The organism is Microbacterium forte, assembly GCF_031885415.1.
Lineage (GTDB): Bacteria > Actinomycetota > Actinomycetes > Actinomycetales > Microbacteriaceae > Microbacterium > Microbacterium forte.
This window is the reverse complement of record NZ_CP116871.1, coordinates 519211-544186: the sequence shown is the minus strand read 5'-3', so window position 1 is coordinate 544186 and position 24976 is coordinate 519211. Positions and strand designations below refer to the sequence as shown.

Annotated in this window: 22 protein-coding genes and 1 tRNA gene; 4 read left to right on the top strand and 19 right to left on the bottom strand. The window is 66.9% G+C overall.

The annotated features are described in order from the left end of the window. Nucleotides 1-100 precede the first annotated feature (100 nt). The 4 genes from OB895_RS02750 to OB895_RS02735 all read right to left on the bottom strand — a co-directional run bounded on the left by OB895_RS02750 (nt 101) and on the right by OB895_RS02735 (nt 2045). A complete protein-coding gene (locus tag OB895_RS02750) occupies nt 101-661 on the bottom strand; it encodes a GNAT family N-acetyltransferase (RefSeq protein ID WP_042536662.1) in 561 nt (186 codons plus the stop codon). 94 nt (nt 662-755) lie between these two features. Further along, complete coding sequence (locus OB895_RS02745; RefSeq protein ID WP_079112789.1) at nt 756-1088, bottom strand: ArsR/SmtB family transcription factor; 333 nt, start codon at nt 1086-1088, stop codon at nt 756-758. Nucleotides 1089-1115: 27 nt separating this feature from the next. Next, nucleotides 1116-1565 (bottom strand): GNAT family N-acetyltransferase, encoded by a 450-nt coding sequence (locus tag OB895_RS02740; RefSeq protein WP_079113977.1) that lies wholly within the window; start codon nt 1563-1565, stop codon nt 1116-1118. Between the two features lie 111 nt (nt 1566-1676). Further along, nucleotides 1677-2045, bottom strand: a complete 369-nt coding sequence (locus tag OB895_RS02735; RefSeq protein WP_042536660.1) for a VOC family protein — start codon at nt 2043-2045, stop codon at nt 1677-1679. Nucleotides 2046-2139: 94 nt separating this feature from the next. Here OB895_RS02735 and OB895_RS02730 point away from each other — a divergent pair, with 94 nt between their 5' ends. Beyond that, entirely contained in the window at nt 2140-3465 is a 1326-nt protein-coding gene (locus OB895_RS02730; protein ID WP_079112790.1) for an MFS transporter, read from the top strand. A 20-nt stretch (nt 3466-3485) separates the two neighbouring features. Beyond that, complete coding sequence (locus OB895_RS02725) at nt 3486-3911, top strand: GNAT family N-acetyltransferase (protein WP_079112791.1); 426 nt, start codon at nt 3486-3488, stop codon at nt 3909-3911. A gap of 2 nt (nt 3912-3913) precedes the next feature. Here the strand turns inward: OB895_RS02725 and OB895_RS02720 are convergent, their stop codons facing one another. The 6 genes from OB895_RS02720 to polA form a co-directional block, all read right to left on the bottom strand. Next, nucleotides 3914-4654 carry a formylglycine-generating enzyme family protein gene (locus tag OB895_RS02720; protein ID WP_376708835.1) on the bottom strand — a complete coding sequence of 247 codons (741 nt, stop codon included), beginning with the start codon at nt 4652-4654 and terminating at the stop codon, nt 3914-3916. Nucleotides 4655-4665: 11 nt separating this feature from the next. Beyond that, nucleotides 4666-5424 (bottom strand): SGNH/GDSL hydrolase family protein, encoded by a 759-nt coding sequence (locus tag OB895_RS02715; protein ID WP_042536658.1) that lies wholly within the window; start codon nt 5422-5424, stop codon nt 4666-4668. A 37-nt stretch (nt 5425-5461) separates the two neighbouring features. Further along, entirely contained in the window at nt 5462-6814 is a 1353-nt protein-coding gene (locus OB895_RS02710) for an MFS transporter (RefSeq protein WP_042536657.1), read from the bottom strand. Nucleotides 6815-6857: 43 nt separating this feature from the next. After that, entirely contained in the window at nt 6858-7892 is a 1035-nt protein-coding gene (locus OB895_RS02705) for an LLM class flavin-dependent oxidoreductase (protein ID WP_042536656.1), read from the bottom strand. A 53-nt stretch (nt 7893-7945) separates the two neighbouring features. Further along, the gene (locus tag OB895_RS02700) at nt 7946-9622 is read right to left on the bottom strand and encodes a DUF885 domain-containing protein (RefSeq protein WP_079112794.1); all 1677 of its coding nucleotides are present in this window, start codon (nt 9620-9622) and stop codon (nt 7946-7948) included. Between the two features lie 93 nt (nt 9623-9715). After that, entirely contained in the window at nt 9716-12322 is a 2607-nt protein-coding gene (polA, locus tag OB895_RS02695; RefSeq protein WP_311878945.1) for a DNA polymerase I, read from the bottom strand. A 72-nt stretch (nt 12323-12394) separates the two neighbouring features. Here polA and OB895_RS02690 point away from each other — a divergent pair, with 72 nt between their 5' ends. Then, nucleotides 12395-12823: a hotdog fold thioesterase gene (locus OB895_RS02690; RefSeq protein WP_079112796.1), complete on the top strand. Its 429-nt coding sequence runs from the start codon at nt 12395-12397 to the stop codon at nt 12821-12823. Here the strand turns inward: OB895_RS02690 and OB895_RS02685 are convergent. After that, the gene (locus tag OB895_RS02685) at nt 12798-13361 is read right to left on the bottom strand and encodes a GNAT family N-acetyltransferase (RefSeq protein ID WP_079112797.1); all 564 of its coding nucleotides are present in this window, start codon (nt 13359-13361) and stop codon (nt 12798-12800) included. The genes OB895_RS02690 and OB895_RS02685 overlap by 26 nt on opposite strands. Nucleotides 13362-13364: 3 nt before the next feature. Continuing rightward, the gene (locus tag OB895_RS02680) at nt 13365-13985 is read right to left on the bottom strand and encodes an ANTAR domain-containing response regulator (RefSeq protein ID WP_042536652.1); all 621 of its coding nucleotides are present in this window, start codon (nt 13983-13985) and stop codon (nt 13365-13367) included. A 101-nt stretch (nt 13986-14086) separates the two neighbouring features. Here OB895_RS02680 and OB895_RS02675 point away from each other — a divergent pair. Next, nucleotides 14087-14169 (top strand) — tRNA-Leu (locus tag OB895_RS02675). Between the two features lie 7 nt (nt 14170-14176). On the opposite strand, the gene OB895_RS02670 is transcribed toward OB895_RS02675, so the two are convergent. From OB895_RS02670 to lgt, 7 genes are all read right to left on the bottom strand, one after another. Beyond that, entirely contained in the window at nt 14177-14662 is a 486-nt protein-coding gene (locus OB895_RS02670; protein WP_079112798.1) for a hypothetical protein, read from the bottom strand. A 123-nt stretch (nt 14663-14785) separates the two neighbouring features. After that, nucleotides 14786-15463, bottom strand: a complete 678-nt coding sequence (locus tag OB895_RS02665; protein ID WP_042536650.1) for an esterase/lipase family protein — start codon at nt 15461-15463, stop codon at nt 14786-14788. Continuing rightward, nucleotides 15442-16197, bottom strand: coding sequence for an alpha/beta fold hydrolase (locus tag OB895_RS02660; RefSeq protein ID WP_311878942.1), 756 nt, complete (start codon nt 16195-16197; stop codon nt 15442-15444). The genes OB895_RS02665 and OB895_RS02660 overlap by 22 nt, the downstream gene beginning before the upstream one ends. A gap of 124 nt (nt 16198-16321) precedes the next feature. Then, on the bottom strand, nt 16322-17773 hold the full coding sequence (gene pyk / locus OB895_RS02655) for a pyruvate kinase (RefSeq protein WP_079112800.1): 1452 nt from the start codon (nt 17771-17773) through the stop codon (nt 16322-16324). A 56-nt stretch (nt 17774-17829) separates the two neighbouring features. Next, on the bottom strand, nt 17830-19296 hold the full coding sequence (locus OB895_RS02650; protein ID WP_079112801.1) for a glutamate synthase subunit beta: 1467 nt from the start codon (nt 19294-19296) through the stop codon (nt 17830-17832). Then, on the bottom strand, nt 19289-23812 hold the full coding sequence (gltB, locus tag OB895_RS02645) for a glutamate synthase large subunit (RefSeq protein ID WP_153302177.1): 4524 nt from the start codon (nt 23810-23812) through the stop codon (nt 19289-19291). The genes OB895_RS02650 and gltB overlap by 8 nt, the downstream gene beginning before the upstream one ends. 135 nt (nt 23813-23947) lie before the next feature. Continuing rightward, complete coding sequence (gene lgt / locus OB895_RS02640) at nt 23948-24976, bottom strand: prolipoprotein diacylglyceryl transferase (RefSeq protein WP_079112802.1); 1029 nt, start codon at nt 24974-24976, stop codon at nt 23948-23950.

The window sequence follows — 24976 nt, the reverse complement described above, 5'->3', positions numbered from 1 at the left end:
GCGCCCGCAGCGGTGAAGGCGCCTCCGAGCGCGCCCCGCAACGGAGCCGGCTGTCTGCGGACTGCATCTGGCTGTGGAACACGTGTCCGCCTCGTTACGGTCACCATGGAGTGCCTCGCAGGTCGATGTCACCCTCCGGCCATAGATCTGCGTCAGCGCCCGAGCCGGCCGAGAAGACGAGTATCGGCCCCGCCGAAGATGTCACCGTCTCGTTCGAGTCGATCATCGAGACATGACGTTCTACGGCGTTCACCCGTGACCAGCCGGTGCGCTCGTAGAACGGCACGACCTCCTCTCGGCACCCGAGGTAGCCGAAACTCACACGATCGTCGTCGCGCATCGCCTGCTGCGCGTGCGACATCACGAGGCGACCGAGTCCGTCGGAGCGGCAGTCCGGATGGACGAGGACTCCCCCGGTTCCGGCGACCGCGACCTCGCGTGCGCCGACGCGTATGAGGCGCCGTTGAAACCCGACGTGCGCGACAGCGATGGTGCCACGGAACACGATCGCGTGCACATCTGCGGGCGAATACCCGTACGGGCGATCGGGGTTCCACTCTCCATGCTCCGCTCGGTACTCACGATCGAAGAGTTCTCTCAGTGCCGCCGATTGCGATTCGGACAGGGCATCATGCTCGACGATGTCGACTTGGTGAGTCATTCAGAGCCCCCGTGCGTCGGATCGACGGCGGTGGGGGTCGCAGGCAGCGCCGTCTCGAGAGTCAGGTCGAGTCGCGGGTCGAGTGCGGTGCGGGTCATCGGTTCTCCTCCGGATCGGCCATCAGGGCGTCAAGGCGGTCAGTGCGGTCTTCCCAGACTCGCCGTTGCTCGTCGAGCCAGTGCCCCACGACCGCGAGGCGGTCGCGATCGAGTGTGCAGGTGCGCACGCGACCGCTCTTGGATGTGCGGATGAGTCCGCTGTCCTCCAACGCGTGGATGTGCTTCATGAACGACGGAAGCGTCATCGCGAAGGGCTGCGCGAGCTCGCCCACGCTCGCCGGGCCGCGACCTAGTGTGCGAACGACCTCGCGGCGAGTCGGATCCGCGAGAGCAAGGAAAACCGCGTTCTCGTCCTGATCGTTAGCCATGAAGATAAGTATTGATCACGGGAACAGTTAGCGCAAGGGCAAAGTTTCTGCGGGTCTCTCCATGCAGATGAGCCCCTCTCGGTCGTCCCACGACGCGGCGCGTTCGAAACCGCGCGATTCGTAGAGCCTGATCGCCGGCGCCCGCCACTCCCAGACGGACAGCCGGACGCGTCCTGTTGTCAGCGCCAGTGCAGCATCCAGCAACGCGGATCCGAGACCACGTCCACGGAGGTTCGGATCTGCCCAGAGTCTCTTGATCTCGGCCTCTCCCCCATCGACCCGTACGATCACCACACCGACGGGCCCCTGCTCGGTCATTGCGAGCAGAGTGGTGCAGTCCGCGTAGGCGGCGACCGGATCGGACACCTCGCGCTCGTAACTCGGCGGCAACGCTGCCAGCCCTGCAGGCGATGCCTCGGCATACTCGACCTTCTCCGCCTCGGTCTGCAGCAGATACGTGCGGACGAGTTCACTCACCGCGGTCGTGTCCGCGTCATCCCACGTCGACGCACGGACGCGGAGCGACCGACGGAGTTCGTCATACGGAGGATGAGGATGAGGATGAGACGTCACACACTCATTCTGGCGTCACCGCGCAGCCCAGACCCCGAGCTCGTTGCCACTCGGGTCGATGAAGTGCAGTCGCCGTCCACCGGGGAACTCGTACGGCCCCTGGACCACTGCGCCGCCCGCGTCGGTGATCGACTTCTGTGTGGCGTCGAGATCGTCGGAGTACAGCAGCACGAGCGGCCCGCCGGGCGGACGCCCCTGGTCGGAGAGAAGCAGACCGCCCACCTCCGTGCCGTCTCCGGTCAGCGAGGCGATACCCGCGTAGGCGGGACCGTAATCCACGAAGACCCAGCCGAACGCGTCTCGGTAGAACCGCTTCGCCGTCTCGAGATCATTGACGACGAGCTCGACGTAGTTGATGGAGTGGTGCACGGGTACAGGTGTCATGCGGCCACGGTAGCGAGAGCGTCGGACATCCGGCACCCCCTGCTCGAGTGTCCTCGCGTCGGGAGACTCTCCCACGAGGAGTACCGTGGGAGGAGTGCAACAGGTTCCCCGCTCCCCCGTGACCACCCCGGGTTGGAGGGCCTGGCTCATCTGGGGCGTGGGTGTCGCAGCCTACGTTCTCGCCATCACCAACCGCACGTCGCTCGGCGCCGTCGGCGTGGAGGCCGCTGATCGGTTCCAGGCCGATGCGTCGACCCTCGCGCTGTTCGCCGTGGTGCAGCTCGCCGTCTACGGCGGGATGCAGATCCCCGTCGGAATCCTGCTCGACCGCTTCGGCTCCCGCCCCATCATGACGATCGGCATGCTGCTCATGGCAGCGGGCCAGCTCACGATGGCCCTCTCCCCCGGCATCGGGATCGCGATCTTCGCCCGCATCCTTCTCGGCGCTGGCGACGCGGCGATCTTCCCCGCCGTGCTGCGATTGGTGGCGACCTGGTTCCCGGCGCAGCGGGGACCGATCATGGTGCAGTTCACCGGCATCATCGGTCAGGCGGGCCAGTTGATCGCACTCGTACCGCTCGCAGCTCTTCTGCACGCGACCACGTGGACGGTCACCTTCGGCAGCATCGCGGGACTCGGCGTCCTGTTCACGATCCTCGTCGCGCTCGTCATCCGCAATCACCCCGCCGAGCGCGGCGCTGACGTGACGATCGACACCGACACGGGCGTGATCCGCGTCGTCACCTCGGCCATCGATACGGGCGTCGGCATCCGCGCGGCCTGGGCCCACCCCGGCACGCGTCTCGCGTTCTGGTCGCACTTCACGACGCCGTTCGCCGGCACCGCCTTCATCCTGCTGTGGGGAATGCCGTTCCTGACCGCGGCTCAGGGACTCGACACCGCGCACGCCGCGGGGATCATCTCGGTGTACGTGGTCGCCGGAATGGCGCTGGGTCCCATCATCGGCGACCTCTCTCGTCGTCTGCCCAACCAGCGCTCGCTCGCACTCGTCCTGCCTGCCGTCGGTGTGCAGGTCGTCGCATGGGTGGCCGTCCTCGCTCTGCCCGAGCCGGCTCCGCTCTGGCTGCTCTACCTTCTCGCCGTGGCTCTCGCGACAGGAGGCCCGGCGAGCATGATCGCCTTCGACCACGCACGCACGCATAATCCCTCGCACCGCCTGAGCACCGCGACCGGGGTGACGAATGCGGGCGGGTTCATCGCTGCTCTGATCGCGATCTTCCTCATCGGGCTCGCTCTCGACCTGCAAGGGGCGGGAACGCCGGAGACCTACTCACTTGAGGCATTCCGGGTCGCGTTCCTCATGCCCATCCCGCTCTGGATCCTCGGCGTCACCTTCATCCTGATCGAGCGCAAGCGCACACGCATCAGGATGGGCTTGGATCCCGAGAGGCGACGCTGACTGCTTCTAGGATGAGGCTCATGCCCACGAGCTTCACCTTCTCGAACGACCGCGCCCTGATCGATCGCGACCTGGTGCACCGCTGGCTGAGCGAGGAGTCGTACTGGGCGAAGGGCCGCAGCCGCGCGACCCAGGACGCCGCGATAGACGCGTCACGCAACTACTCGATCCGCGACGACGCTGACCGGCAGGTCGGGTACGCCCGCGTCGTGACCGATGGAGTCACCTTCGCGTGGCTGTGCGATGTGTTCGTCGACGAGAAGGCCCGAGGACACGGAATCGGGCGGATGCTGGTCGAGGGGGTGCTGGAGGACCTCCGCGAATCCTCGACCGTCAAGCGCATCATGCTCGCCACCAGCACTGCCGGCGGTCTGTACGCACAGTACGGCTTCGCACCGTCGGCCGACCCCGACCACTACATGGTGAAGCTGATCGACCGAGGGTGATGTCAGCGCCCCGGTCGCCTCAACGGTGTCCATCCGAAGGGCACGGGGCCGTCGACCGCTGCACGCTCACGATCTGCTCGCGCTGACCAGCCCTGGGCGTCATCCGATGAGTTGAAGCCTCCTCGGGCGACACGCATGCCGACGTCCTCGTGATGCATGCGGGGTCCTCCCCCGCGGCGCACCGACGCCCGGACGCTCCAGGAGTCGTCGGCGAACCCGCCGCCTCGGAACACCCGATAGTCGTCGTAGCGGGCCGGATCCAGAAGATCCCAGCACCACTCCCAGACGTTGCCGAGAGTGTCGAAGAGGCCGTGCAGGTTCGGCAGCTTGCCACCGACATCCTGAGGAGAGGAGACCGCGTCGGCGCTCGTCCAGGCGGCGTCGGCGAGCGGAGCGTAATGAGGACCGACCGAGCCCGCCCTGCAGGCGTACTCCCATTCGGCCTCAGTGGGCAGCCGATACCCGTCACCTGTCGCATCCCAGCTGACGTCTTCGCCGTCGAAGCGATAGACCGGATCGAGCCCCTCCCATTCGGAGGCGGCATTGCAGAAATGGATCGCCCGGAGCCAGCTCACATCGACTGCAGGACGCCGCGGATGCCGTGATGCGATGGGGAGGATCTCCGCGAGCTGCTCCTCGGTGATCGGGAACACGCCGATCTCGAAGTCCTCGACCGCGACGGTGCGCTCGACCTTGCGACGCGCATCATGCAGAGTGACCGAGCCGCCTGTGATGCGGCGCATCTCGATGTCGGTCACGCGTGCGGAACCCTCTCGACCCAGTCCGGGTACTTCGCGGCGCGGCCGTCTCCGGAAGAGGTGCGTGTGACGCGCCGTCGGACCCAGGGGCCGACGAACTCACGGTAGTAGGCGAGACCGGCCGGGCCACCTGCGGTGAGAGCGGTCGGAGACCACCACGTCGACGGCGGCTCGAACCCCAGGCCGTGGAGCACTCGCGCGGCGACACGATGGTGACCGGCGGAGTTCATGTGGAGCCGGTCCGCAGACCAGTACTTCGCATCGGCGAGTTCTCGGTCTGGCCAGTTGAGTGCCCGCACGACGTCGTCGCGACCCTCCACCCGGCGCAGCACCGCGTCGGAGAGCAGGTCGCCGCGCCGTTGCACGAGCGACCCCATCGGAAGCTGACCACTCGGATTCGCCCCGGAGAGCAGGATCAGGGTGACGCCCTCTTCGTCACACCGGCGCAGAACCCGACTGAACGCGTCGGCGATGTGCTCGAGGTCGGTCCTCGGTCGGAGCATGTCGTTTCCTCCGCCGTTGAACGACAGATGCGTCGGACGCAGCGCGAGCGCGGGTTCGAGCTGCTGCTCGACGATCGGCCAGGCGAGCTTGCCGCGGATCGCGAGGTTCGCGTAGCTGATCGGGTGACCGGCGGCATCGGCCCATCCCTGAGCCACGAGGTCCGCCCACCCTCGCTCACGGCCGTCGGGGAGATCATCACCCACTCCCTCGGTGAAGGAATCTCCGATGGCCACATAACGTACTTCTGTCACCTCGACAGCCTATTCCCGCGCACGGACACTGAGGCGTTCACCGGTCGTCGAGCGCCATTCCCCCGCGATCGACCAAGCCCCAGGCCGCTCCTGCCGCAACGATGAAGCACGCGCCGAACACCGCGAACAGCACCGGCGCCCCGCCCGCGACGAGCACGATGGGCACGGCGAGCGGAGCGACGATCGACGCGATGCGTCCCACTCCCGCCGCCCAGCCCGCTCCTGTGCCCCGCAACGAGGTCGGGTAGATCTCGGGAGTCACGGCGTACAGCGCGCCCCAGGCGCCGAGGTTGAAGAACGAGAGGGCCATGCCCGAGGCGATGATGGCGGTCTCGGTCGTCGATGTCCCGAAGAAGACAGCCGACACCGCCGAGCCGACGAGGAAGACTGAGAGCGTCGTGCGCCTGCCCCACACCTCTATCAGCCACGCGGCGACCGCATATCCCGGCAGCTGAGCGAGAGTGATGATGAGCGTGAACCCGAAGGACCGTACCAGATCGAATCCCGCATCGACCAGGATGCTGGGGATCCAGATGAACGCGCCGTAGTACGCGAAGTTCACGCAGAGCCAGACGAGCCAGAGGCACATGGTGCGAACCCGGAACTCCGCGTTCCACAGCGTGGTCAATCGCGCGCGGGTGGTGACGGCGATCGCGCGCGACGCCGGCTCTCTCCTGATCGCAGGGCCCGGTTCGACACCCGCGTCAGCCTCGAAGGTCGCCACGATCCGATCGGCCTCGGCGATGCGGCCGCGCGAGGCGAGCCACCGCGGCGACTCCGGGAGCCCCCACCGGACGATCAGGGCATAGACGGCCGGGATCGCGCCGAGTGCGAAGGCCCAGCGCCAGCCGTCGTCGGATGCGGGGATCACGAAGAACCCGATCAGGGCGGCCGCCGTCCACCCCAGCGCCCAGAAAGCCTCGAGGATGACGATGAGCCGGCCACGGATGCGAGCGGGCGCGAACTCGCTCACATACGTGGAAGCGACGGGAAGCTCGGCGCCGAGACCCAGTCCGACGAGGAACCGCAGCACGAGGAGCGCGGCGAGCCCGCTCACGAGTGCGCTCGCGCCCGTGGCGACGCCGTAGATCAGCAGCGTCAATGCGAAGACCTGGCGCCGCCCGAGCCTGTCGGCGAGGAGGCCGCCGAGGGTCGCGCCGATCGCCATTCCGATGAAGCCGACCGATGCGATCCATCCGGCATCCGTCTTCGTCAGACCCCACTGCTGGGTGAGAGCCGCGAGGATGAACGAGATGAGTCCGACGTCCATCGCGTCCAGAGCCCAGCCGACCCCTGAGCCGGTGAGAAGACGCAGGTGACGGCGCGTGAACGGGAGCTCATCGAGACGTCCGGCGATCGACGCCCGGCTCGGCAGCGCGGTGTTGGCCATGGCTACATCGTAGATGTGACGCGCGCGCCGCCGAGCACGTGCGTCAGTCGCGGTCGGCGAGCAGCCGACGCACCCGAGGGATGACCTCTGAGCCGTAGAGCTCGATGCTGCGCATCATCGCGTCGTGAGACAGCGTGCCGGTGGCGTACTTCATGTCGAAGCGGCCGAGTCCGAGCGTCGTGACGGTGTCGGCGATCTTGGCCGCGACTCGCTCCGGCGAGCCGACATACAGAGCTCCCGCAGGTCCCACGTCGTTCTGGAAGCGTGCCCGGCTGTACGGAGGCCATCCGCGCTCGCGACCGATGGTGTTGTTCATCGCCTCGAACCCGGAGTACGCGGCCTCCCATGCCTCCTCATCGGTGTCCGCGATGTGGCCCGGCGAGTGCACGGCGATCGGGTGTGAGGTCGTGCCGAAGGATGCCACCGAACGGTGGTAGAGATCCACGAACTGACGGAAGCGACCGGCAGGGCCTCCGATGATCGCGAGCATGAGGCCGAGACCGTGACGTGCCACCCTCACGACGGACTCAGGGCTGCCGCCCACCCCGACCCAGGTGCGCAGACCGTTCTCCGTCTTCGGGAAGACGTTAGCGTTCTCGAGCGAGGCGCGCATCGATCCCGACCAGGTCACCGGTTGCTCTTTGAGGAGTTCGACGAAGAGTTCGAGCTTCTGCTCGAAGAGGGCGTCGTAGTCGCGGAGATCGTAGCCGAAGAGCGGGAAGGACTCGATGAAAGAGCCCCGGCCGAGCACGACCTCGGCTCGTCCGTTCGAGAGGGCATCGAGGGTGGAGAAGCGTTCGAACACGCGAACAGGGTCATCCGAGGACAGCACGGTGACGGCGGTTCCGAGACGGATGCTCTTCGTGCGACCCGCGATGGTGGCGAGCACCATCTCCGGTGCCGACACGGCGAACTCCGTGCGGTGGTGCTCCCCCACGCCGAAGAAGTCGACACCGACGCTGTCGGCGCGCTCCGCCTGCTCGACGATGTTGCGGATCGTCTGCGCGCCGGTGAGCAGCTCGCCGTCGTCGCCTCTCGTGATGTCGCCGAAGGTGTCCAGCCCGAACTCGATGCTCATGTCAGCCCTTTCTATTCAGCTGAATGAACAGCGGATCCAGTCGGCGCATTCCCTCAGCGCGACAGAAGCGCGGTTCGGAGTGTGTCGAGTCCGACCCCGCCCATGTCGAGGGCCCGCTTGTGGAAGTCCTTCACATCGAAGTCCGCGCCCCGCTCTGCCTGATACGCGTCTCGCACCTGCTCCCAGATGCGCTGACCGACCTTGTAGGAGGGCGCCTGGCCCGGCCAGCCGAGATAGCGGTTGACCTCGAACTGCACGAACTGATCGGACATGTTCACGTTCTTGCGCATGAAGTCGAGTGCGTAGTCGGCGTCCCAGGTGCCCTCGCCATCGAGACGCGGCTTGCCGAGGTGCACTCCGATGTCGAGCACGACACGGGCCGCGCGCATCCGCTGGCCGTCGAGCATGCCCAACCGGTCGGCCGGATCGTCGAGGTAGCCGAGTTGCTGCATCAGACGCTCGGCGTACAACGCCCAACCCTCTGCATGGCCCGAGGTGCCGGCAAGCAGTCGCCGCCAGGAGTTGAGCTCGGTGCGGTTGTAGACGGCCTGCGCGATCTGCAGGTGATGCCCCGGGACACCCTCGTGATAGACCGTCGTCAGTTCGCGCCATGTGTCGAACTCGGTGACGCCCTCGGGAACCGACCACCACATGCGCCCCGGACGCGAGAAGTCGTCGGTCGGACCGGTGTAGTAGATGCCGCCCTCTTGCGTCGGCGCGATCATGCATTCGAGAGTGCGAATCGCCTCGGGGATGTCGAAGTGCGTGGCGCCGAGCTCTGCGACGGCGCGGTCGCTCGTCTCCTGCATCCACTTCTGGAGAGCGTCTGTTCCGACGAGCTTGCGAGCGGGATCGGCCTCGAGGTGGGCGACGGCCTCTTCGACCGAGGCGCCGGGGAGGATCTCGTTCGCGATCGCGGTCTGTTCGGCGACCATGCGGGCCAGTTCCTCGCGGCCCCAGTCGTAGGTCTCATCGAGGTCGATCGTGGCACCGAGGAAGCGACGGGAGTTCAGCGCATAGAGCTCTCGTCCGACGGCATCGACCTCCGTCGCGACGGGAGCGAGCTCCTCGGCCAGGAAGCTGCGAAGTTCGTCGTACGCGACTCGCGCCGCAGCGGAGTTGTCGGCCAGAGTGCGAGCGAGGGATGCGGGGAGGTTGCCCTCCTGAGGAGTCGCTTCGGCCACGAACGCGGCGAAGAACCCGTCGTCGGCCGTGTAGCGGTCGATCTGCGTCGCGACCTCCACCACCTGGCGCCGAGCCGGGGTGATCCCGGCGGCGATGCCCGCGCGGAGCGTCTCGGTGTATCCGCGGAGCGCATCGGGCACCGCGGCGAGACGCGTCGCGATGACGCTCCAGTCGTCCGCTGTGGCCGTCGGCATCAGATCGAAGGCCGACCGCACGTCCTGCGGCGCTGAAGCGATGACGTTGAGGTCTCGCAGGTGCCACTTCGCGTCGTGCAGCTCGAGATCCAGGCTGAGCTCTGCCGAGAGATCGGTCTTCGTGACTTCGTCGATCGCGTCGACCGGGTCGAGTGCCTGCAGCTTCGCGAGCGTCGATCGCGTTGCAGATGCGATCTGCTCGTGCCCCTCGGGGCTCAGATCGCCGAAACGGTCGTTGACCTCGTCTCTGCCGATGTAGGTGCCGAGCGTCGGGGCGAGCACCGCGATGGTGTCGACCCACTCATCGGCGACTTTGTCGATGGCAGACGGAGTGCGGGGAGCTGAAGTCATCCCTCCAGCGTAGCCCCGCACCCCCGGCGCAGGATATCGGTGTGCCGCGCAGCCGTGCTCTGCACCGTGGAAGTCACGACGCGTCGGCCAGCCTCAGTGCGCGGCCTCGTTCCAGTCGTGTCCGCGGCCGACCTGAACGTCGAGAGGCACGGTGAGGTCCGCTGCATCGCCCATGCGGGTCCGCACGATCCGCTCCGCCGCGTCCCACTCCCCCGGTGCCACTTCGACGACGAGTTCGTCGTGGATCTGCAGCAGTGCGCGCGAGCTGAGACCTTCTGACCTCAGGTCCTCGTGGATGTGCAGGAGTGCGATCTTCATGATGTCCGCCGCGCTTCCCTGGATCGGGGCGTTGAGCGCTGCGCGCTCGGCGTTCTCGCGAAGCACGCGGTTCGGGCTCGCAAGGTCGGGGAACGGGCGGCGGCGGCCGAAGATGGTCTCGGTGTAGCCGACCTCCTTGGCCTTCATGACGGATGCCCGCAGGTAGTCGCGAACCGCTCCGAACCGAGCGAAGTACTCGACCATCAGCTGCTTCGCCTCGGACTGCTCGATGCGGAGCTGCTTCGACAGCCCGAAGGCCGACAGGCCGTAGACGAGCCCGTACGACATCGCCTTCACCTTCGTGCGCATCGCCGAGGTCACTTCGCTCGGCTCGACACCGAACACCCGCGCACCGACGAACCGATGCAGGTCCTCACCGCTGTTGAACGCCTCGATGAGACCTTCGTCGCCCGAGAGATGTGCCATGATCCTCATCTCGATCTGGGAGTAGTCGGCGGTGAGCAGAGACTCGTAGCCCTCTCCCACCTGGAAGGCGCTGCGGATGCGACGTGATTCCTCGGTGCGCACCGGGATGTTCTGGAGGTTCGGATCGGTGCTCGACAGGCGTCCGGTCTGGCTGCCGGTCTGCACGTACGTCGTGTGCACGCGGTGATCGTCCTGGATGGCGGTGTCGAGCGACTCGATGATCTGGCGCAGCTTCGTCGCCTCGCGGTGCTGCAGCAGCAGGCCCAGGAACGGATGCGGGTGGGACTCCTGCAGGTCGGCGAGCACTGCGGCATCCGTCGAGTACCCGGTCTTCGTCTTGCGGGTCTTGGGCAGCTGCAGGTCGTCGAACAGCACCTCCTGGAGCTGCTTCGGAGAGCCGAGATTGAACTCGCGACCGACGATGCCGAACGCCTCCTGAGCGAGACCCTCGGCCCGCGTCGCCAGCTCGCCGGAGAAGGTCGACAGCACGTCGTGCGACACCGCGACACCGGCGACCTCCATGTCGCCCAGGGTCAGCAGCGTCGGCAGCTCGATGTCGGTGAGCACGGTGGCGACGGATTCGGGAATGTCCTCACGCAGCGCGGCGGCGACACGGAGCGCGAACCAGGCCTCCTGCGAGGGAGTCGCGCCCTCGGTCTCCGGAACGAGCTGCGTCGGGTCTGCCTCCGGCAGCTTCTCGCCGAGGTAGCGCTCTACGAGGTCGCCGAGCGTCTTGTCGGGGAAGCTCGGACGCAGCAGCCATCCCGCCAGACTCGTGTCATAGGCCAGGCCGCTCATTCGCACCCCCAGGCGGAGCAGAGCCTTCACCTGGGGCTTCGCGTCATGGAGCACCTTGGGGCTCGCGGACTCGAGCCACGGCCGCAGGACTTCGACGACCTCGTCGTTCCAGTCGAGTTCACGGAGCTCGTCCCCGGAGGCGGCACCGAGTCTCGTCGGAGCCGCGCCCTGCACGACGATCCGCACGGCGACGTCGTCGGTCTGCGCCTCGGCCCAGCTGACGAACTCCGCCGCGGTGACCTCGGTCGGCTCGGGCAGCACCACTGTCGTCGTCGGATCGTCGGCGACTTCGCCGGCGCCGACGGCCTCGAAGACGCGAGGCAGCAGGGTGCGGAACTCGAGGCGGGCGAAGATGTCTCGCACGGCCTGGGCATCGATCGGTGTGACGGCGAGGTCGTCAGGCGCGACGGGAAGTTCGACGTCACGCAGCAGTCGGTTGAGGCGGCGGTTGCGACGCACGTCTTCGATGTGATCGCGCAGATTGCCGCCCACGACGCCCTTGATCTCGTCTGAGCGCTCGAGCAGGTCGTCGAGCGAGCCGAACTGGGTCAGCCACTTCACGGCCGTCTTCTCGCCCACCTTGGGCACACCGGGAAGGTTGTCGCTCGTCTCGCCGACGAGAGCCGCGATGTCGGGGTACTGCTCGGGTCGGACCCCGTAGCGCTCCTGCACGGTCACCGGGTCGTACCTCTTGAGCTGCGAGACGCCCTGCACCGACGGGTACAGCAGCGTGACGTCGTCGGTGACTAGCTGGATCGTGTCGCGGTCTCCCGAGACCACGAGCACGTCGTATCCCTGCTCCGCTCCCTGCGCCGCGAGCGTCGCGAGGATGTCGTCGGCTTCGACCCCTTCTTTGGTGAGAACCGGGATGGACATCGCGGCGAGACAGTCCTGCAGGAGCGGGATCTGCCCCTTGAACTCCTGCGGGGACTCGGAGCGGGTCGCCTTGTACTCCGGGTAGACATCCGTGCGGAACGAGTGGCGCGAAGTGTCGAAAGCGATCGCCATGTGCGTCGGCTGCTCGGCCTTGATGAGGTTGACCAGCATCGACAGGAAGCCGTAGATGGCGTTCGTGTGCTGATTGTCCTTGGTCGTGAAGTTCTCGACCGGCAGGGCGAAGAAGGCACGATAGGCGAGCGAATGGCCGTCGACGACCATGAGGGTAGGCTTTGCGGAGTCCGTCACCCTGTCAGCCTAACGAGGACGACGGACACCCGCTGAGGAGGAACTATGAGCGACACCGCGACCAGTGCAGGACTCGACTGGGCGACAGCCCGGGGAATGGGTGCGCTCGCTCAGAAGATGGGCATGGAGTTCCTCGAGTTCACCACCGAGCGCTGCGTCGCGACGCTGCCCGTCGAAGGCAACACTCAGCCCGTCGGCCTCATGCACGGCGGCGCCTATGTCGTGCTCGGCGAGTCGCTGGGATCCATGGCCGCCAACCTGCACGCGGGTCCAGGGCGACTGGCCGTCGGCGTCGACATCAACGCGACGCACACGCGATCGGCGACGTCCGGCGTGGTGACCGGCGTGTGCACGCCCGTGCACCTCGGGCGCAGCATCACGGTGCACGAGATCGTCGTCTCCGACGATCAGGGCCGCCGGTGCTCGACGATCCGCATCACCAACATGATCAAGGACGCTCCCGAGGCTCGCTGAGAGGTTCGTCCAGCAGCAGCTGGAACAGCAGGTGGTCCTGCCACTCCCCCGCGATCCGCAGATACTGCGGTGCGATGCCGATGCGCTCGAAGCCGTTGTCCGCGAGAACACGCTGTGAGCCGGAGTTGTGCAGCAGTGTCGCTGCCTGCAGGCGGTGCAGTCGCACCTCGTCCCGCCCGTAGGCGGAGACGAGGCGCACCCCGCGGGAGGCGAGACCGCGACGGAGCCGCGTGTGATCGACCCAGTAGCCCAGATCGGCGTTCCAGAACGCGCCGCGAACGATGTTGTTGAGGTTGATCCGTCCGCGGATCTCGCCGTCGGACGACTCGATCACGAAGCGGATGTTCCGGCCAGCAGAGGCTTCGATCACGCACTGCTCGGCGTGGAACTCCTGCCACTCCGAGGTGAAGAACTCCGGTGACCTGAGTGGCTCCCACGGTGCGAGGTGCTCTCGGTTGGCCGAATACGCCCTGGCGAGTGCAGGACCGTCGCCGACCTGCACAGGACGCAGCAGATGCTCCGCGTCGAGCGGGAGCAAAGGCTACTTCTTCGGAGCGAGCTGCTCGATGATCGCCTTGGCGACATCCTGCATCGTGAGGCGGCGGTCCATCGATGCCTTCTGGATCCAGCGGAACGCCTCGGGCTCGGACAGGCCCATCTTCTCGTTCAGCAGGCCCTTGGCACGATCGACGAGCTTGCGGGTCTCGAAGCGCTCGACCATATCGGCGACCTCGGCCTCGAGCGTGATGATCTGCTCGTGACGGGCGAGGGCGATCTCGATGGCGGGCAACAGGTCGTTCGGGGTGAAGGGCTTGACGACGTAGGCCAGTGCTCCGGCCTCGCTCGCGCGCTCGACGAGCTCCTTCTGGCTGAACGCCGTGAGAAGGACGACGGGTGCGATGTTGCCCTTGTGCAGCTTCTCGGCTGCGCTGATGCCATCGAGCTGCGGCATCTTGACGTCCATGATGACGAGGTCGGGGCGGAGCTCGGTCGCGAGAGCCACGGCCGTCTCGCCGTCACCTGCCTCACCGACGACATCGAAGCCGTTGTCGCGGAGGATCTCGACGATGTCGAGACGGATCAGCGACTCGTCCTCGGCGACGACGACGCGTCTGGGTGCGGATGACGTGGGCTGTTCTGCTGCCTGTTCTTGCTCGGTCACAGACCCATCCTAGTGGAGACCACCTCTGAGGTCCCCCGATGGTGTGGCGGGTGACGGTGAGCACGGATCGCCTGCGCTAAAGTCGAAGACGCTACACACGAGCCGGCGTGGCGGAATGGCAGACGCGGAGCACTCAAAATGCTTTGTCCGAAAGGGCGTGTGGGTTCGAGTCCCACCGCCGGCACATCAGTTCAGATGCTGATCCATACCTGACCGTCGATCAACAGATATCGATCGAGGGCGGGGCTCATCGCCTCGAGGATCATCCGCTCAGCGACCGCAGGGTGGTCGGCGGTGACGACGTCTCGCGGAACCACGGACCGGATGATCGCGTCGAGGTTCTCATCGGTTGCATCGACGTGAAGTCCGCCGACCAGCACCGGTTCATATGTCTGCCCGTCGTGCACCCGGTGTCCGTCGGAGTCGACGACGGTGTCGCATGCGTGACTCTGCGCAAGATAGGCGGGGACGCACGCGATGGCCTCGTGGGTGCGGAAGCGACCTTTGAGGCGGAACCTGACGCCGATGCTTCCCGGCTTCCTCGAAAGGAGGGGCGTGTCGTCGGGATCCGGGAGAGCGCCGGCGGGATACCGCTGAGGTGCGGATGGCGCTCCGACCAGCGGGCGGGGGCGGTCGGGTCGCTCGGCCACGGCGGGGTCGATGGTCAGGTCATCCATGTGTGCGGGTGCGGGGCTGCCGCCGTGCGGGCGGACTGCGCCTGACCAGAGTACTAGTCCGCGGCTGAGAAGCCGCGGAGCCGTGGACGACGGGTCGGTGAAGCCCGAGGGGTGACACGTCGTTCACCGCTCGGACAGCGCAGCGACCTCTGCGAGAACCCGGGGGTCCGCGAGAACCCGGAAGTGCCCGCCGGAGTCGAGACGCACGTTCTTCATCGCGCCGCTGAGCTCGCTTCCCTCGGGGATGTGCGGGTCGAAAGCCGCGTAGATCGACACGATCCGACGGTTGACGTCCACCTGGCGCGCGAGCTGCATGATCGAGGGGTCCGAGGGTGAGAACGCGCGGAGAGAGCGGACGGGAAGCATCCGCGCATAGCGGGAGCCGCCGAAGGGCGTGGCCACCGCCACCATGGCGCGCACCCGGAAGCCCGAGGGACCAGCCATCGCCATCTTGCCCGCGAGTCCGCCCTTGCTGTGCGCGACGATGAGCGCATCGGTGAGTTGCGCCGACTCGAGGAAGTCGGTCATGAGCTGGGCCGATTCGATGACGGGGCGGCGGTTGTGCCTGAGCGAATCGAGGACATGCACGGGGTGCCCCCGGGCGTGCAGAGCTGTGATGAGGGGCTGCATGAACCGCCATGTCTCGTACACGCCCGGAAGGATCACGATCGGAGCCTCGGAGCCGGTCGCGAAGGAAGCGGCGTCGCGTCGGTCGACGGCAGCGCGCAACTGCCAGTACACGGCATAGGTGTAGTCGGCGATCCACCAGGCGGCTCGTCTCAGCGTGCGGATGGCGCCCATCCTTCGATCGCTTCGGCGACTGCCTGCGGCGCCGAGAAGTGCACGTTGTGCTGCTGTCCGGGGATCTCGACGACCACACCGTCATGCGCCGCGGCGCCGAGAGCGTGGCTCCATTCCGACCCCGCGACCGGGTCGTCGCCTCCGCGGATGACCAGCACCGGCATCTGCAATGCCGGAACCGTCGACGCCGTCGAGTACTCGATCATCCGCCGTGCCTGCTTCAGATACCGGCGGATGCCGCAGCGCAGGTAGTCGACCAGGACGACGGCGTTCGCTGCCGGGGTCTCCCCCAGCGTGTCGACCACGAGTGCGCGTGCCTGCGCTCCGAGCGTGCGGTGCCGCTCATCGACGACCGCGCCGATCAACACGATGCCCTCGACAGGCTCCGGACGCGCACGCGCAGCTTCGAGCACCCACTGGGCTCCCATCGAATGCCCGACGTAGACGACGCGTCCGAGCCCCAAAACCGCGACGAGCTCTGCCAGCAGGCGCCCCATGTCCTCGACCTCGAGATCGCGCTCGGGCTGCGGCAGCCCGGCGAAACCGGGGAGGTCGATCGAGATCACCCGTGCAGACCTCGGCAGGGCCGCGTGCAGAGGAGCGAAATACCGATGGGACATGCCGATGCCGTGGACCAGCACATATGTGACGACGCCTGGCGCGTGCGTCTCGGTGCTCTCGTGCAGACGGAAGGCGTGGCCCGCCACGACGATGCGCCGAGAGAGAAGGGTCATCCGCTCACCGTAGGTGCGACGCGCTCTCCCGCACCAGACGCTTGACATGGCCGCCCTGGAACACCGCCGAACGGACGACGAAGGGGCGGAACAATCGTTCCGCCCCTTCGCTGTGCGACCTGGATCAGATCGTGGCTTCCTTGTAGATCGGCGCTGCGCCGTTGACGGCGTCCCCGATCTTGTGGACGCGGATGTCGTTGGTCGAGCCCACGATTCCGGGAGGGGAACCCGAGATCACGACGACCTTGTCTCCCTCGACGGCGAGTCCGCTCGAGAGCAGATAGTCGTCGACCTGCAGATACATCAGGTCGGTGTGCTGCACCATGTCGACGAGCTTCGAGCGGATGCCCCAGGTGAGGGCCATGCGTCGACGGATGCTCGGCTCGGGGGTGAACGCGATCATCGGGATGCGCGAGCGCAGACGCGAGAGGCGGCGAGCCGAGTCACCCGACTGCGTGAACACGCAGAGGTACTTCGCGTCGACGAACTCTGCGACCTCGAGAGCGGCGAGGGTGATCGCACCTCCCTGGGTGCGCGGCTTGGTCGTGAGCGGAGCGATGCGCTCCAGACCGTGCTCCTCGGTGGACTCGATGATGCGAGCCATCGTCTCGACGACGACCACGGGGTAGTCGCCCACGCTGGTCTCGCCCGAGAGCATCACGGCGTCTGCACCGTCGAGCACGGCGTTCGCGACGTCCGAGGTCTCGGCGCGCGTGGGCACCGGGCTGTTGATCATCGACTCGAGCATCTGCGTCGCGACGATGACCGGCTTCGCCATGCGGCGCGCCAGTTCGACGGCGCGCTTCTGCACGATCGGCACGGCCTCGAGCGGAAGCTCGACGCCGAGGTCACCACGGGCGACCATGATCGCGTCGAACGCGTCGACGATCTCTTCGAGCGCATCGACGGCCTGAGGCTTCTCGACCTTGGCGATGACGGGGACCTTGACGCCCTCTTCGGCCATGATCTCGTGCACGCGGCTGATGTCCTCCGCGTTGCGGACGAACGACAGGGCGATGAGGTCGGCGCCGATGCGAAGGCCCCAGCGGAGGTCCTCCTCGTCCTTCTCACTCAGAGCGGGGACGTTGACTGCGACACCGGGCAGGTTGATGCCCTTGTTGTTCGACACGGCGCCAGCGACGATCACGCGGGTCGTGACGGTGACGCCGTCGGTCTCGACGACCTCGACGCGGACCTTGCCGTCGTCGATGAGCAGGAAGTCTCCCGGCTTCACGTCGTTGGGCAGGCCCTTGAATGTCGTACCGGAGATCTCCTTGTTGCCGATGATGTCCTCGGTCGTGATCTTGAAGATGTCGCCGGCGGCGAGCTCGTAGGGGCCGTTCTCGAACTTGCCGAGGCGGATCTTCGGTCCCTGCAGGTCGACGAGGATGGCGACGGCGCGGCCCGCGTCGTCGGCGGCCTTGCGCACGTTGGCGTAGTTGTTCTCGTGCACGGAGTAGTCACCGTGGCTGAGGTTCAGGCGCGCGACGTCCACGCCGGCGTCGATCAGTGCACGCACGGTTTCATAGGTGGAGGTGGCGGGGCCCAGGGTGGCGACGATTTTCGCGCGTCTCAACAGATTGCTCCAGGGTAGTGGGGGATGGAAATCAGGCGACGGTGCCGCGGCTCAGCCTACGCGGGCTGGAGACCGATAGCGACTTCATGCGGTCGCACAGGCTCGGGCAGAACGGTCGTGCCCATGAGGAAGCGATCGACGTTGGCCGCGGCTGCACGGCCCTCCGCGATCGCCCACACGATGAGGGACTGCCCCCGCCCGGCGTCGCCGGCGACGAAGACACCGGGCACGGTCGACTCGTAGGTGTCATCACGACGGAAGGCACCGCGGTCGGTGACCTGGGGAAGCGTGTCCTCTGTGTAGCCGTCCTGCTCCGGACCGGTGAAGCCCATGGCGATCAGCACGAGGTCTGCGGGGATCTCGCGCTCGGTGCCGCTCTTGGGCACGCGGCGGCCGTCGATGTACTCGGTCTCCGCGACACGCAGAGCACGAACCTCGCCGACGTCGTTGGAGAGGAACTCGACGGTCGAGGCGAGGAAGACGCGCTCACCGCCTTCTTCATGAGCCGAGGAGACCTCGAAGAGCGTCGGCATCATCGGCCATGGCTGGTGTCCCGGACGCTCGGTGCCGGGCTGCTTGCCGATCGCGAGGTTGGTGACGCTGATCGCACCCTGACGGTGTGCGGTTCCGATGCAGTCCGCACCGGTGTCGCCGCCGCCGATCACGATGACGTGCTTGCCTTCGGCGCTGATCTGCTCGGGGACCTTGTCTCCGGCGACCGCATGGTTGGACTCGACGAGGTACTCCATCGCGAAGTGCACTCCGTCGAGGTCACGTCCCGGGATCGACAGGTCACGGGGAACCGTCGATCCGGTGGCGATCACGACGGCGTCGTAGCGGGCGCGGAGATCGGACCACGAGATGTCCTTGCCGATCTCGACTCCGGCACGGAACCTCGTCCCCTCCTCCTGCATCTGGCGCAGGCGGGACTCGAGCTGCCCCTTCTCCATCTTGAAGTCGGGAATGCCGTAGCGCAGCAGACCCCCGATGCGATCGTCTCGCTCGAAGACAGCGACCGTGTGACCTGCACGGGTCAGCTGCTGTGCTGCCGCGAGCCCCGCGGGGCCGGAGCCCACGACGGCGACCGTCTTGCCGGTCAGACGAGCGGGAGGCTGCGGCTCGACCCAGCCCTTGGCGAACGCCTCGTCGATGATCGAGACCTCGATCTGCTTGATCGTGACCGCGGGCTGGTTGATGCCCAGGACGCAGGAGCTCTCGCACGGCGCAGGGCACAGCCGACCGGTGAATTCCGGGAAGTTGTTGGTCGCGTGCAGACGGTCGATCGCCGCCCGCCCTTCTCCGCGCCAGGTCAGGTCGTTCCATTCGGGGATCAGGTTGCCCAGCGGGCAGCCCTGATGGCAGAACGGCACACCGCAGTCCATGCATCGCCCGGCCTGACGCTTCAGGACCGCCTGATCGCCGGCCTCGTAGACCTCTTTCCAGTCCATGATGCGCACGGGCACAGGACGACGCTTCGGAAGCTCACGCTCAGTGACCTTCAGAAAACCTTTGGGATCAGCCACCGGTCACCTCCAGGATGCGGTTCCAGACGATGTCGCCGTCGGGGTCGATGCCCTCGGCGACTGCTTCTTCGCGCATGCTGCGCACTGCGGCGTAGTCCCGCGGAAGCACCTTCGTGAACTGGCCTGCGGTCTCATCGAACCGCGCCAGGATGTCGGAGCCGAGCGGCGAGGCCGTGCGCTCCACGTGTGCGACGATCAGGCTGCGCAGCACTTCGAGGTCGGCACGGTCGAGCGGCTCGAGCCTGAGCTCTCCGCTGCCGAGCGACTGGGCGTTGATCTTGGCGCTGTCGAGCGAGTGGATGTAAGCGACTCCCCCGGACATGCCGGCGCCGAGGTTGCGACCCGTCGAGCCGAGGATCACAGCGACTCCACCGGTCATGTACTCGAGCGCATGGTCGCCCACGCCCTCGACGACCGCCGTGGCACCGGAGTTGCGGACGAGGAATCGCTCGCCCACGACGCCGGAGAGGAACATGGTTCCCGACGTGGCTCCGTATCCGATGACGTTGCCGGCGATCACGTTCTCGTGCGGCGCGATGGCAGAGCCCCGAGCCGGACGGATCGAGATGTCGCCGCCCGAGAGCCCCTTGCCGACGTAGTCGTTCGCGTCGCCTTCGAGGCGCAGCACGATGCCGGAGGGAAGGAACGCTCCCAGCGACTGACCCGCCGTTCCGTGCAGCGTGACGTCGATGGTGCCGCTGGGAAGGCCCGCGGCGCCGTGGCGCGACGTGACCTGGTGACCCAGCATCGTGCCGACGGCCCGCTCGGTGTTGGCGATGGGCAGCTCGACCACGACCGGCTCTCCGTTGAGGAGGGCGGGCTTCGCGATGTCGATGAGCTGCACGTCGAAGTGCTTCTCGAGCTCGTGATCCTGGGTGCGGCGGCTGCGACGCGGCTCGCTCGCGGGGAACGCGGGGCCCTCGAGCACAGGGCTCAGGTCGAGACCCTCCGCCTTCCAGTGCTGCAGGGCCGCGTTCGCCTCGATGAGCTCTGCACGCCCCACGATCTCGTCGATCGAGCGGAACCCGAGCTCCGCCAGGATCTCGCGGACCTCCTCGGCGATGAACTCCATGAAGTTCACGACGAACTCCGGCTTGCCCGTGAAGCGCTCGCGCAGCACCGGGTTCTGCGTCGCGACGCCCACCGGGCAGGTGTCGAGGTGGCAGACCCGCATCATGATGCACCCGCTCACGACCAGCGGGGCGGTGGCGAAACCGAACTCCTCGGCGCCGAGCAGGGCGCCGATGATGACATCGCGTCCGGTCTTCAGCTGGCCGTCGACCTGCACCACCACGCGGTCGCGCATGCCGTTCAGCATGAGCGTCTGCTGCGTCTCGGCGAGGCCGAGTTCCCAGGGCGTTCCCGCGTGCTTGAGGGAGTTCATCGGGCTCGCGCCCGTGCCGCCGTCATGGCCGGACACCAGGATGACGTCACTGAGCGCCTTCGCGACACCCGCGGACACTGCGCCGATACCCGACTGGCTGACCAGCTTCGTGTGGATCCGCGCCTCGGGGTTGGCCCGCTTCAGGTCGAAGATGAGCTGCTTCAGATCTTCGATCGAGTAGATGTCGTGATGCGGCGGCGGCGAGATGAGGCCGACGCCGGGCGTGCCGCCGCGTGTGCGCGCGACCCAGGGGTAGACCTTCTGCGGAGGCAGCTGACCGCCCTCGCCGGGCTTGGCGCCCTGGGCGAGCTTGATCTGGATGTCGTCGGCTTCGGTGAGGTACAGGCTCGTGACTCCGAAGCGTCCTGACGCGACCTGCTTGATCGCACTGCGGCGTTCGGGATCGAGCAGACGGTCGGTGTCCTCGCCGCCCTCGCCGGTGTTCGACTTGCCGCCGAGCCGGTTCATCGCGATCGCGAGAGTCTCGTGCGCCTCTTTCGAGATCGAGCCGTAGCTCATGGCGCCCGTCGAGAAGCGCTTCACGATCGCGGAGACCGGTTCGACCTCATCGAGCGGCACCGGCTTGCGGGTGCCGGTGCGCAGCGTGAACATCCCGCGGAGCGTCTTGAGCTCCGCCGCCTGGTCGTCGACCATCTTCGTGTACTCGCGGAAGATGTCGTAGCGGCGCTCGCGCGTCGCGTGCTGCAGCTTGAACACCGTCTCGGGGTTGAAGAGATGCGGTGAGCCGTCACGGCGCCACTGGTATTCACCACCGGTCCACAGTCGCTCGTGCGCACGAGCGGCTTCGTCCTCGGGATAGGCGTAGTCGTGGCGAGCCTGGTTCTCGATGAAGATCTCTTGGATGCCGATTCCGCCGAGCTTCGACTCGGTGCGCGTGAAGTACTTGTCGATGAACTCCTCGCTCAGGCCGACGGCCTCGAAGACCTGGGCCCCGGCGTACGACGACACGGTCGAGATGCCCATCTTCGACATGATCTTCAGGACGCCCTTGCCGAGCGCGTAGATCAGGTTGCGGACGGCCTTCTCGGGGCTGATGCCCGTGATGTATCCGGTGCGCACGAGATGCTCGACCGTCTCCATCGCGAGATACGGGTTGACCGCCGAGGCGCCGTATCCGATCAGGGTCGCGACGTGGTGCACCTCGCGCACATCGCCGGCTTCGACGATCAGTCCGACCTTCATGCGGTTCTCGCGGCGGATCAGGTGGTGATGGATCGCAGAGACCATGAGCAGCGACGGGATCGGGGTCAGATCCTTGTTCGAGTCGCGGTCCGACAGGATGACGAACTCGGCACCCTGTTCGATGGCCTCGTCGACCTCGTCGCACATCTCGGTGAGACGCTTCTCGAGCGTGTTCGACCCGGCGTCGAAGTGGTAGAGACCCTTGATCGTCACGCTCGAGCGATCCGGAAGCGCCTTGTCGATGTGGCGGATCTTCGCGAGCTCGTCGTTGTCGATGACGGGGAAGTCGAGCGACACGGTGCGCGTGTGGTCCGGGCCCCACGTGAGCAGGTTGCTCTCGGGGCCGAGACCCAGCTTGAGGCTCGTGACGACCTCTTCGCGGATCGAGTCGAGCGGCGGGTTGGTGACCTGCGCGAACTGCTGCGTGAAGTAGTCGAAGAGCAGACGCGGGCGCTTGCTGAGCACCGCGATCGGAGTGTCCGATCCCATGGCACCGAGGGGCTCGACGCCGGTCTGACCCATCGGGGTCAGCAGCAGACGCACCTCTTCTTCGGTGTAGCCGAAGGTGCGCTGACGCCGGGTGATGGAAGCCGGCGGGTGCACGATGTGCTCACGCTCGGGAAGGTCGGCGAGACGGACGGATCCGGCATCCAGCCATTCCTGCCACGGGTGCAGGGTCGCGAGGTCGCGCTTGATCTCCTCGTCCTCGATGATGCGCTGCTGCGAGGTGTCGACGAGGAACATCTTGCCCGGCTGCAGGCGTCCTCGACGCTTGATCCGCTCGGGCTCGAAGGTGAGCACGCCGGTCTCCGAACCGATGACGATCAGGCCGTCGGTCGTCTCGGTCCAGCGCCCTGGGCGCAGACCGTTGCGGTCGAGGGTCGCTCCGACCACGGTGCCGTCGGTGAAGATGAGGGCGGCCGGGCCGTCCCACGGCTCCATCTGGTTCGAGTGGTACTCGTAGAACGAGCGCAGCTCGGGCGAGATGTCCGACTGCTTCTCGTAGGCCTCCGGCACCATCATCATGATGGCGTGCGGCAGGCTGCGACCCGTGAGCGTGAGCAGCTCAAGCACTTCGTCGAACGACGCGGAGTCGCTGGCGCCGTCGGTGCAGATCGGCAGCAGAGGTGCCATGTCTCCGAGCAGCTCGGACTCGAGCTGCGACTGACGCGCACGCATCCAGTTGCGGTTTCCGCCGACCGTGTTGATCTCACCGTTGTGCGCGAGCATGCGCAGCGGTTGAGCCAGCGGCCAGGACGGGAACGTGTTGGTCGAGTAGCGCGAGTGCACGACGGCGAGCTCCGACATGAAGCGCTCGTCCTGCAGGTCGGGGTAGAAGGGCTCGAGCTGGAGCGTCGTGACCATTCCCTTGTAACCGAGCGTGCGCGCGGACAGCGAGACGAAGTACGCCCCCAGCTCGTGGCCGGCGCGCTTGCGCAGGCGGTAGGCGACGCGGTCGAGCGCGATCCCGGTGAGCGGCGCGTCGGAGTGGGTCGCTCCCCCGGCGCTCACGAAGAGCTGCTCGAAGGCGGGTCGGGCTTCGTCGGCGAGCTTGCCGAGGTTGTCGTTGACCGTCGGCACCTCGCGCCAGCCGAGGACGCGCAGGCCTTCGGCGCGGGCGATCTTCTCGATACCGGCCTTCTGCTGACGGCGCTCGCTGGAATCGCGCGGGAGGAATGCCAGACCCGCGGCGTACTCGCCGACCGGGGGCAGTTCGAAATCTGTGACCGCGCGCAGGAACGCGTCCGGCATCTGGGTCAGGATGCCTGCGCCGTCACCCGTGCCGGCATCCGAGCCGATCGCACCGCGGTGCTCGAGGTTGCGCAGCGCCTCGAGCGCCAACGCGATGATGTCGTGGCCGGCTTCGCCACGAAGTGTCGCGACCATGGCGAGGCCGCAGGCGTCCTTCTCGAACGCCGGGTTATACATGCCCTGCTTCGGGGGGTAAGCGCCGGAAGCGCCGTAGGGAGGCTGAAAATACACCAGTACCGTCCTCAGATCTGCAGCTGACCCGGGGGCGTCATTGGCCGGGTGGATGTGATGGGGTCCGCACGGACCGGTCGGCTATCGAGCACCTTCCGTGTCCGTGGGAGCGGTGCTTGTGGCGCTGGCTCCTGCGGCGACTTCTTCGGACGGAGGCTCACTCAGGTCCACGAAGTCGGAGGGATTGTTCTGCGATTCTACATCAGCGTCCAGGTCGGTCCGGCCGCGACCGGGCTGGTACGGCGACGGCTCGAGTCCGGGGTGACGGCGTGACTGCACGATGAGGATCGCAAGGCCGACGACGATGCCGATGATCGCAGCCCAGACGTTGCTGCGCAGGCCGAGGAAGATCTCGCTCGGATCGATGCGGATCGACTCCCAGACCACACGGCCGGCGCTGTACCAGATGAGGTAGATCGCGAAGAGCCTGCCCCACTGGAACGCGGTCGCCTTGCGGCTCAGCCACAGCAGAACGATGACGCCGAGACCGTTCCACAGCACCTCGTAGAGGAAGGTCGGGTGGAAGAGCGTGCCCTCGGGAAGCCCAGGGGGGAATGCGGAATTGTCGGCGGGGATCTCGAGACCCCACGGCAGGTCGGTGGGGAGTCCGTAGAGCTCCTTGTTGAACCAGTTGCCGAAGCGGCCCATGGCCTGCGCGAGCAGGAGTCCGGGCGCCAGCGCGTCGGCGAAGGTCCAGAAGCGGATGCCGGTCCAGCGGCAGCCGAGGTATGCACCGACGGCTCCACCGATGAGGGCGCCGAAGATGGCGATGCCACCCTCCCAGATAGCCCAGACGGAGCCGGGCTCGAACGGGTTCCAGGTGTTCCTGCCCTCGCCGAAGTAGAAGTTCGGGTGCGTGAGCACGTGGAAGATGCGCGCGCCGATGATCGCCAGCGGAACGGCGAGGATCGAGATGTCGATCACGACCCACGGCTCTGCCCCGCGCCTCGTGAGGCGGTGGTTGGTCAGCAGCACCGCGGCGATGATGCCGGCGATGATGCAGAGCGCGTAGAAGTGGATCCGTAGCGGCCCGAGGTCGATGTAGGAGACCGGGGGGCTCGGGATGCTGGCGAGCACGCCGCCGAAGGTGCTGTGAAGCGCGAGGGACAT

Bases quoted from the DNA above. Each gene is read 5' to 3' on its own strand.
- OB895_RS02750 (WP_042536662.1), bottom strand. From the start codon at position 661: ATGACTCACCAAGTCGACATCGTCGAGCATGATGCCCTGTCCGAATCG.
- OB895_RS02745 (WP_079112789.1), bottom strand. From the start codon at position 1,088: ATGGCTAACGATCAGGACGAGAACGCGGTTTTCCTTGCTCTCGCGGAT.
- OB895_RS02735 (WP_042536660.1), bottom strand. From the start codon at position 2,045: ATGACACCTGTACCCGTGCACCACTCCATCAACTACGTCGAGCTCGTC.
- OB895_RS02725 (WP_079112791.1), top strand. From the start codon at position 3,486: ATGCCCACGAGCTTCACCTTCTCGAACGACCGCGCCCTGATCGATCGC.
- OB895_RS02720 (WP_376708835.1), bottom strand. From the start codon at position 4,654: ATGCGCCGCATCACAGGCGGCTCGGTCACTCTGCATGATGCGCGTCGC.
- OB895_RS02710 (WP_042536657.1), bottom strand. From the start codon at position 6,814: ATGGCCAACACCGCGCTGCCGAGCCGGGCGTCGATCGCCGGACGTCTC.
- OB895_RS02705 (WP_042536656.1), bottom strand. From the start codon at position 7,892: ATGAGCATCGAGTTCGGGCTGGACACCTTCGGCGACATCACGAGAGGC.
- OB895_RS02700 (WP_079112794.1), bottom strand. From the start codon at position 9,622: ATGACTTCAGCTCCCCGCACTCCGTCTGCCATCGACAAAGTCGCCGAT.
- polA (WP_311878945.1), bottom strand. From the start codon at position 12,322: ATGGTCGTCGACGGCCATTCGCTCGCCTATCGTGCCTTCTTCGCCCTG.
- OB895_RS02690 (WP_079112796.1), top strand. From the start codon at position 12,395: ATGAGCGACACCGCGACCAGTGCAGGACTCGACTGGGCGACAGCCCGG.
- OB895_RS02670 (WP_079112798.1), bottom strand. From the start codon at position 14,662: ATGGATGACCTGACCATCGACCCCGCCGTGGCCGAGCGACCCGACCGC.
- OB895_RS02665 (WP_042536650.1), bottom strand. From the start codon at position 15,463: ATGGGCGCCATCCGCACGCTGAGACGAGCCGCCTGGTGGATCGCCGAC.
- OB895_RS02660 (WP_311878942.1), bottom strand. From the start codon at position 16,197: ATGACCCTTCTCTCTCGGCGCATCGTCGTGGCGGGCCACGCCTTCCGT.
- gltB (WP_153302177.1), bottom strand. From the start codon at position 23,812: ATGTATAACCCGGCGTTCGAGAAGGACGCCTGCGGCCTCGCCATGGTC.
- lgt (WP_079112802.1), bottom strand. From the start codon at position 24,976: ATGTCCCTCGCGCTTCACAGCACCTTCGGCGGCGTGCTCGCCAGCATC.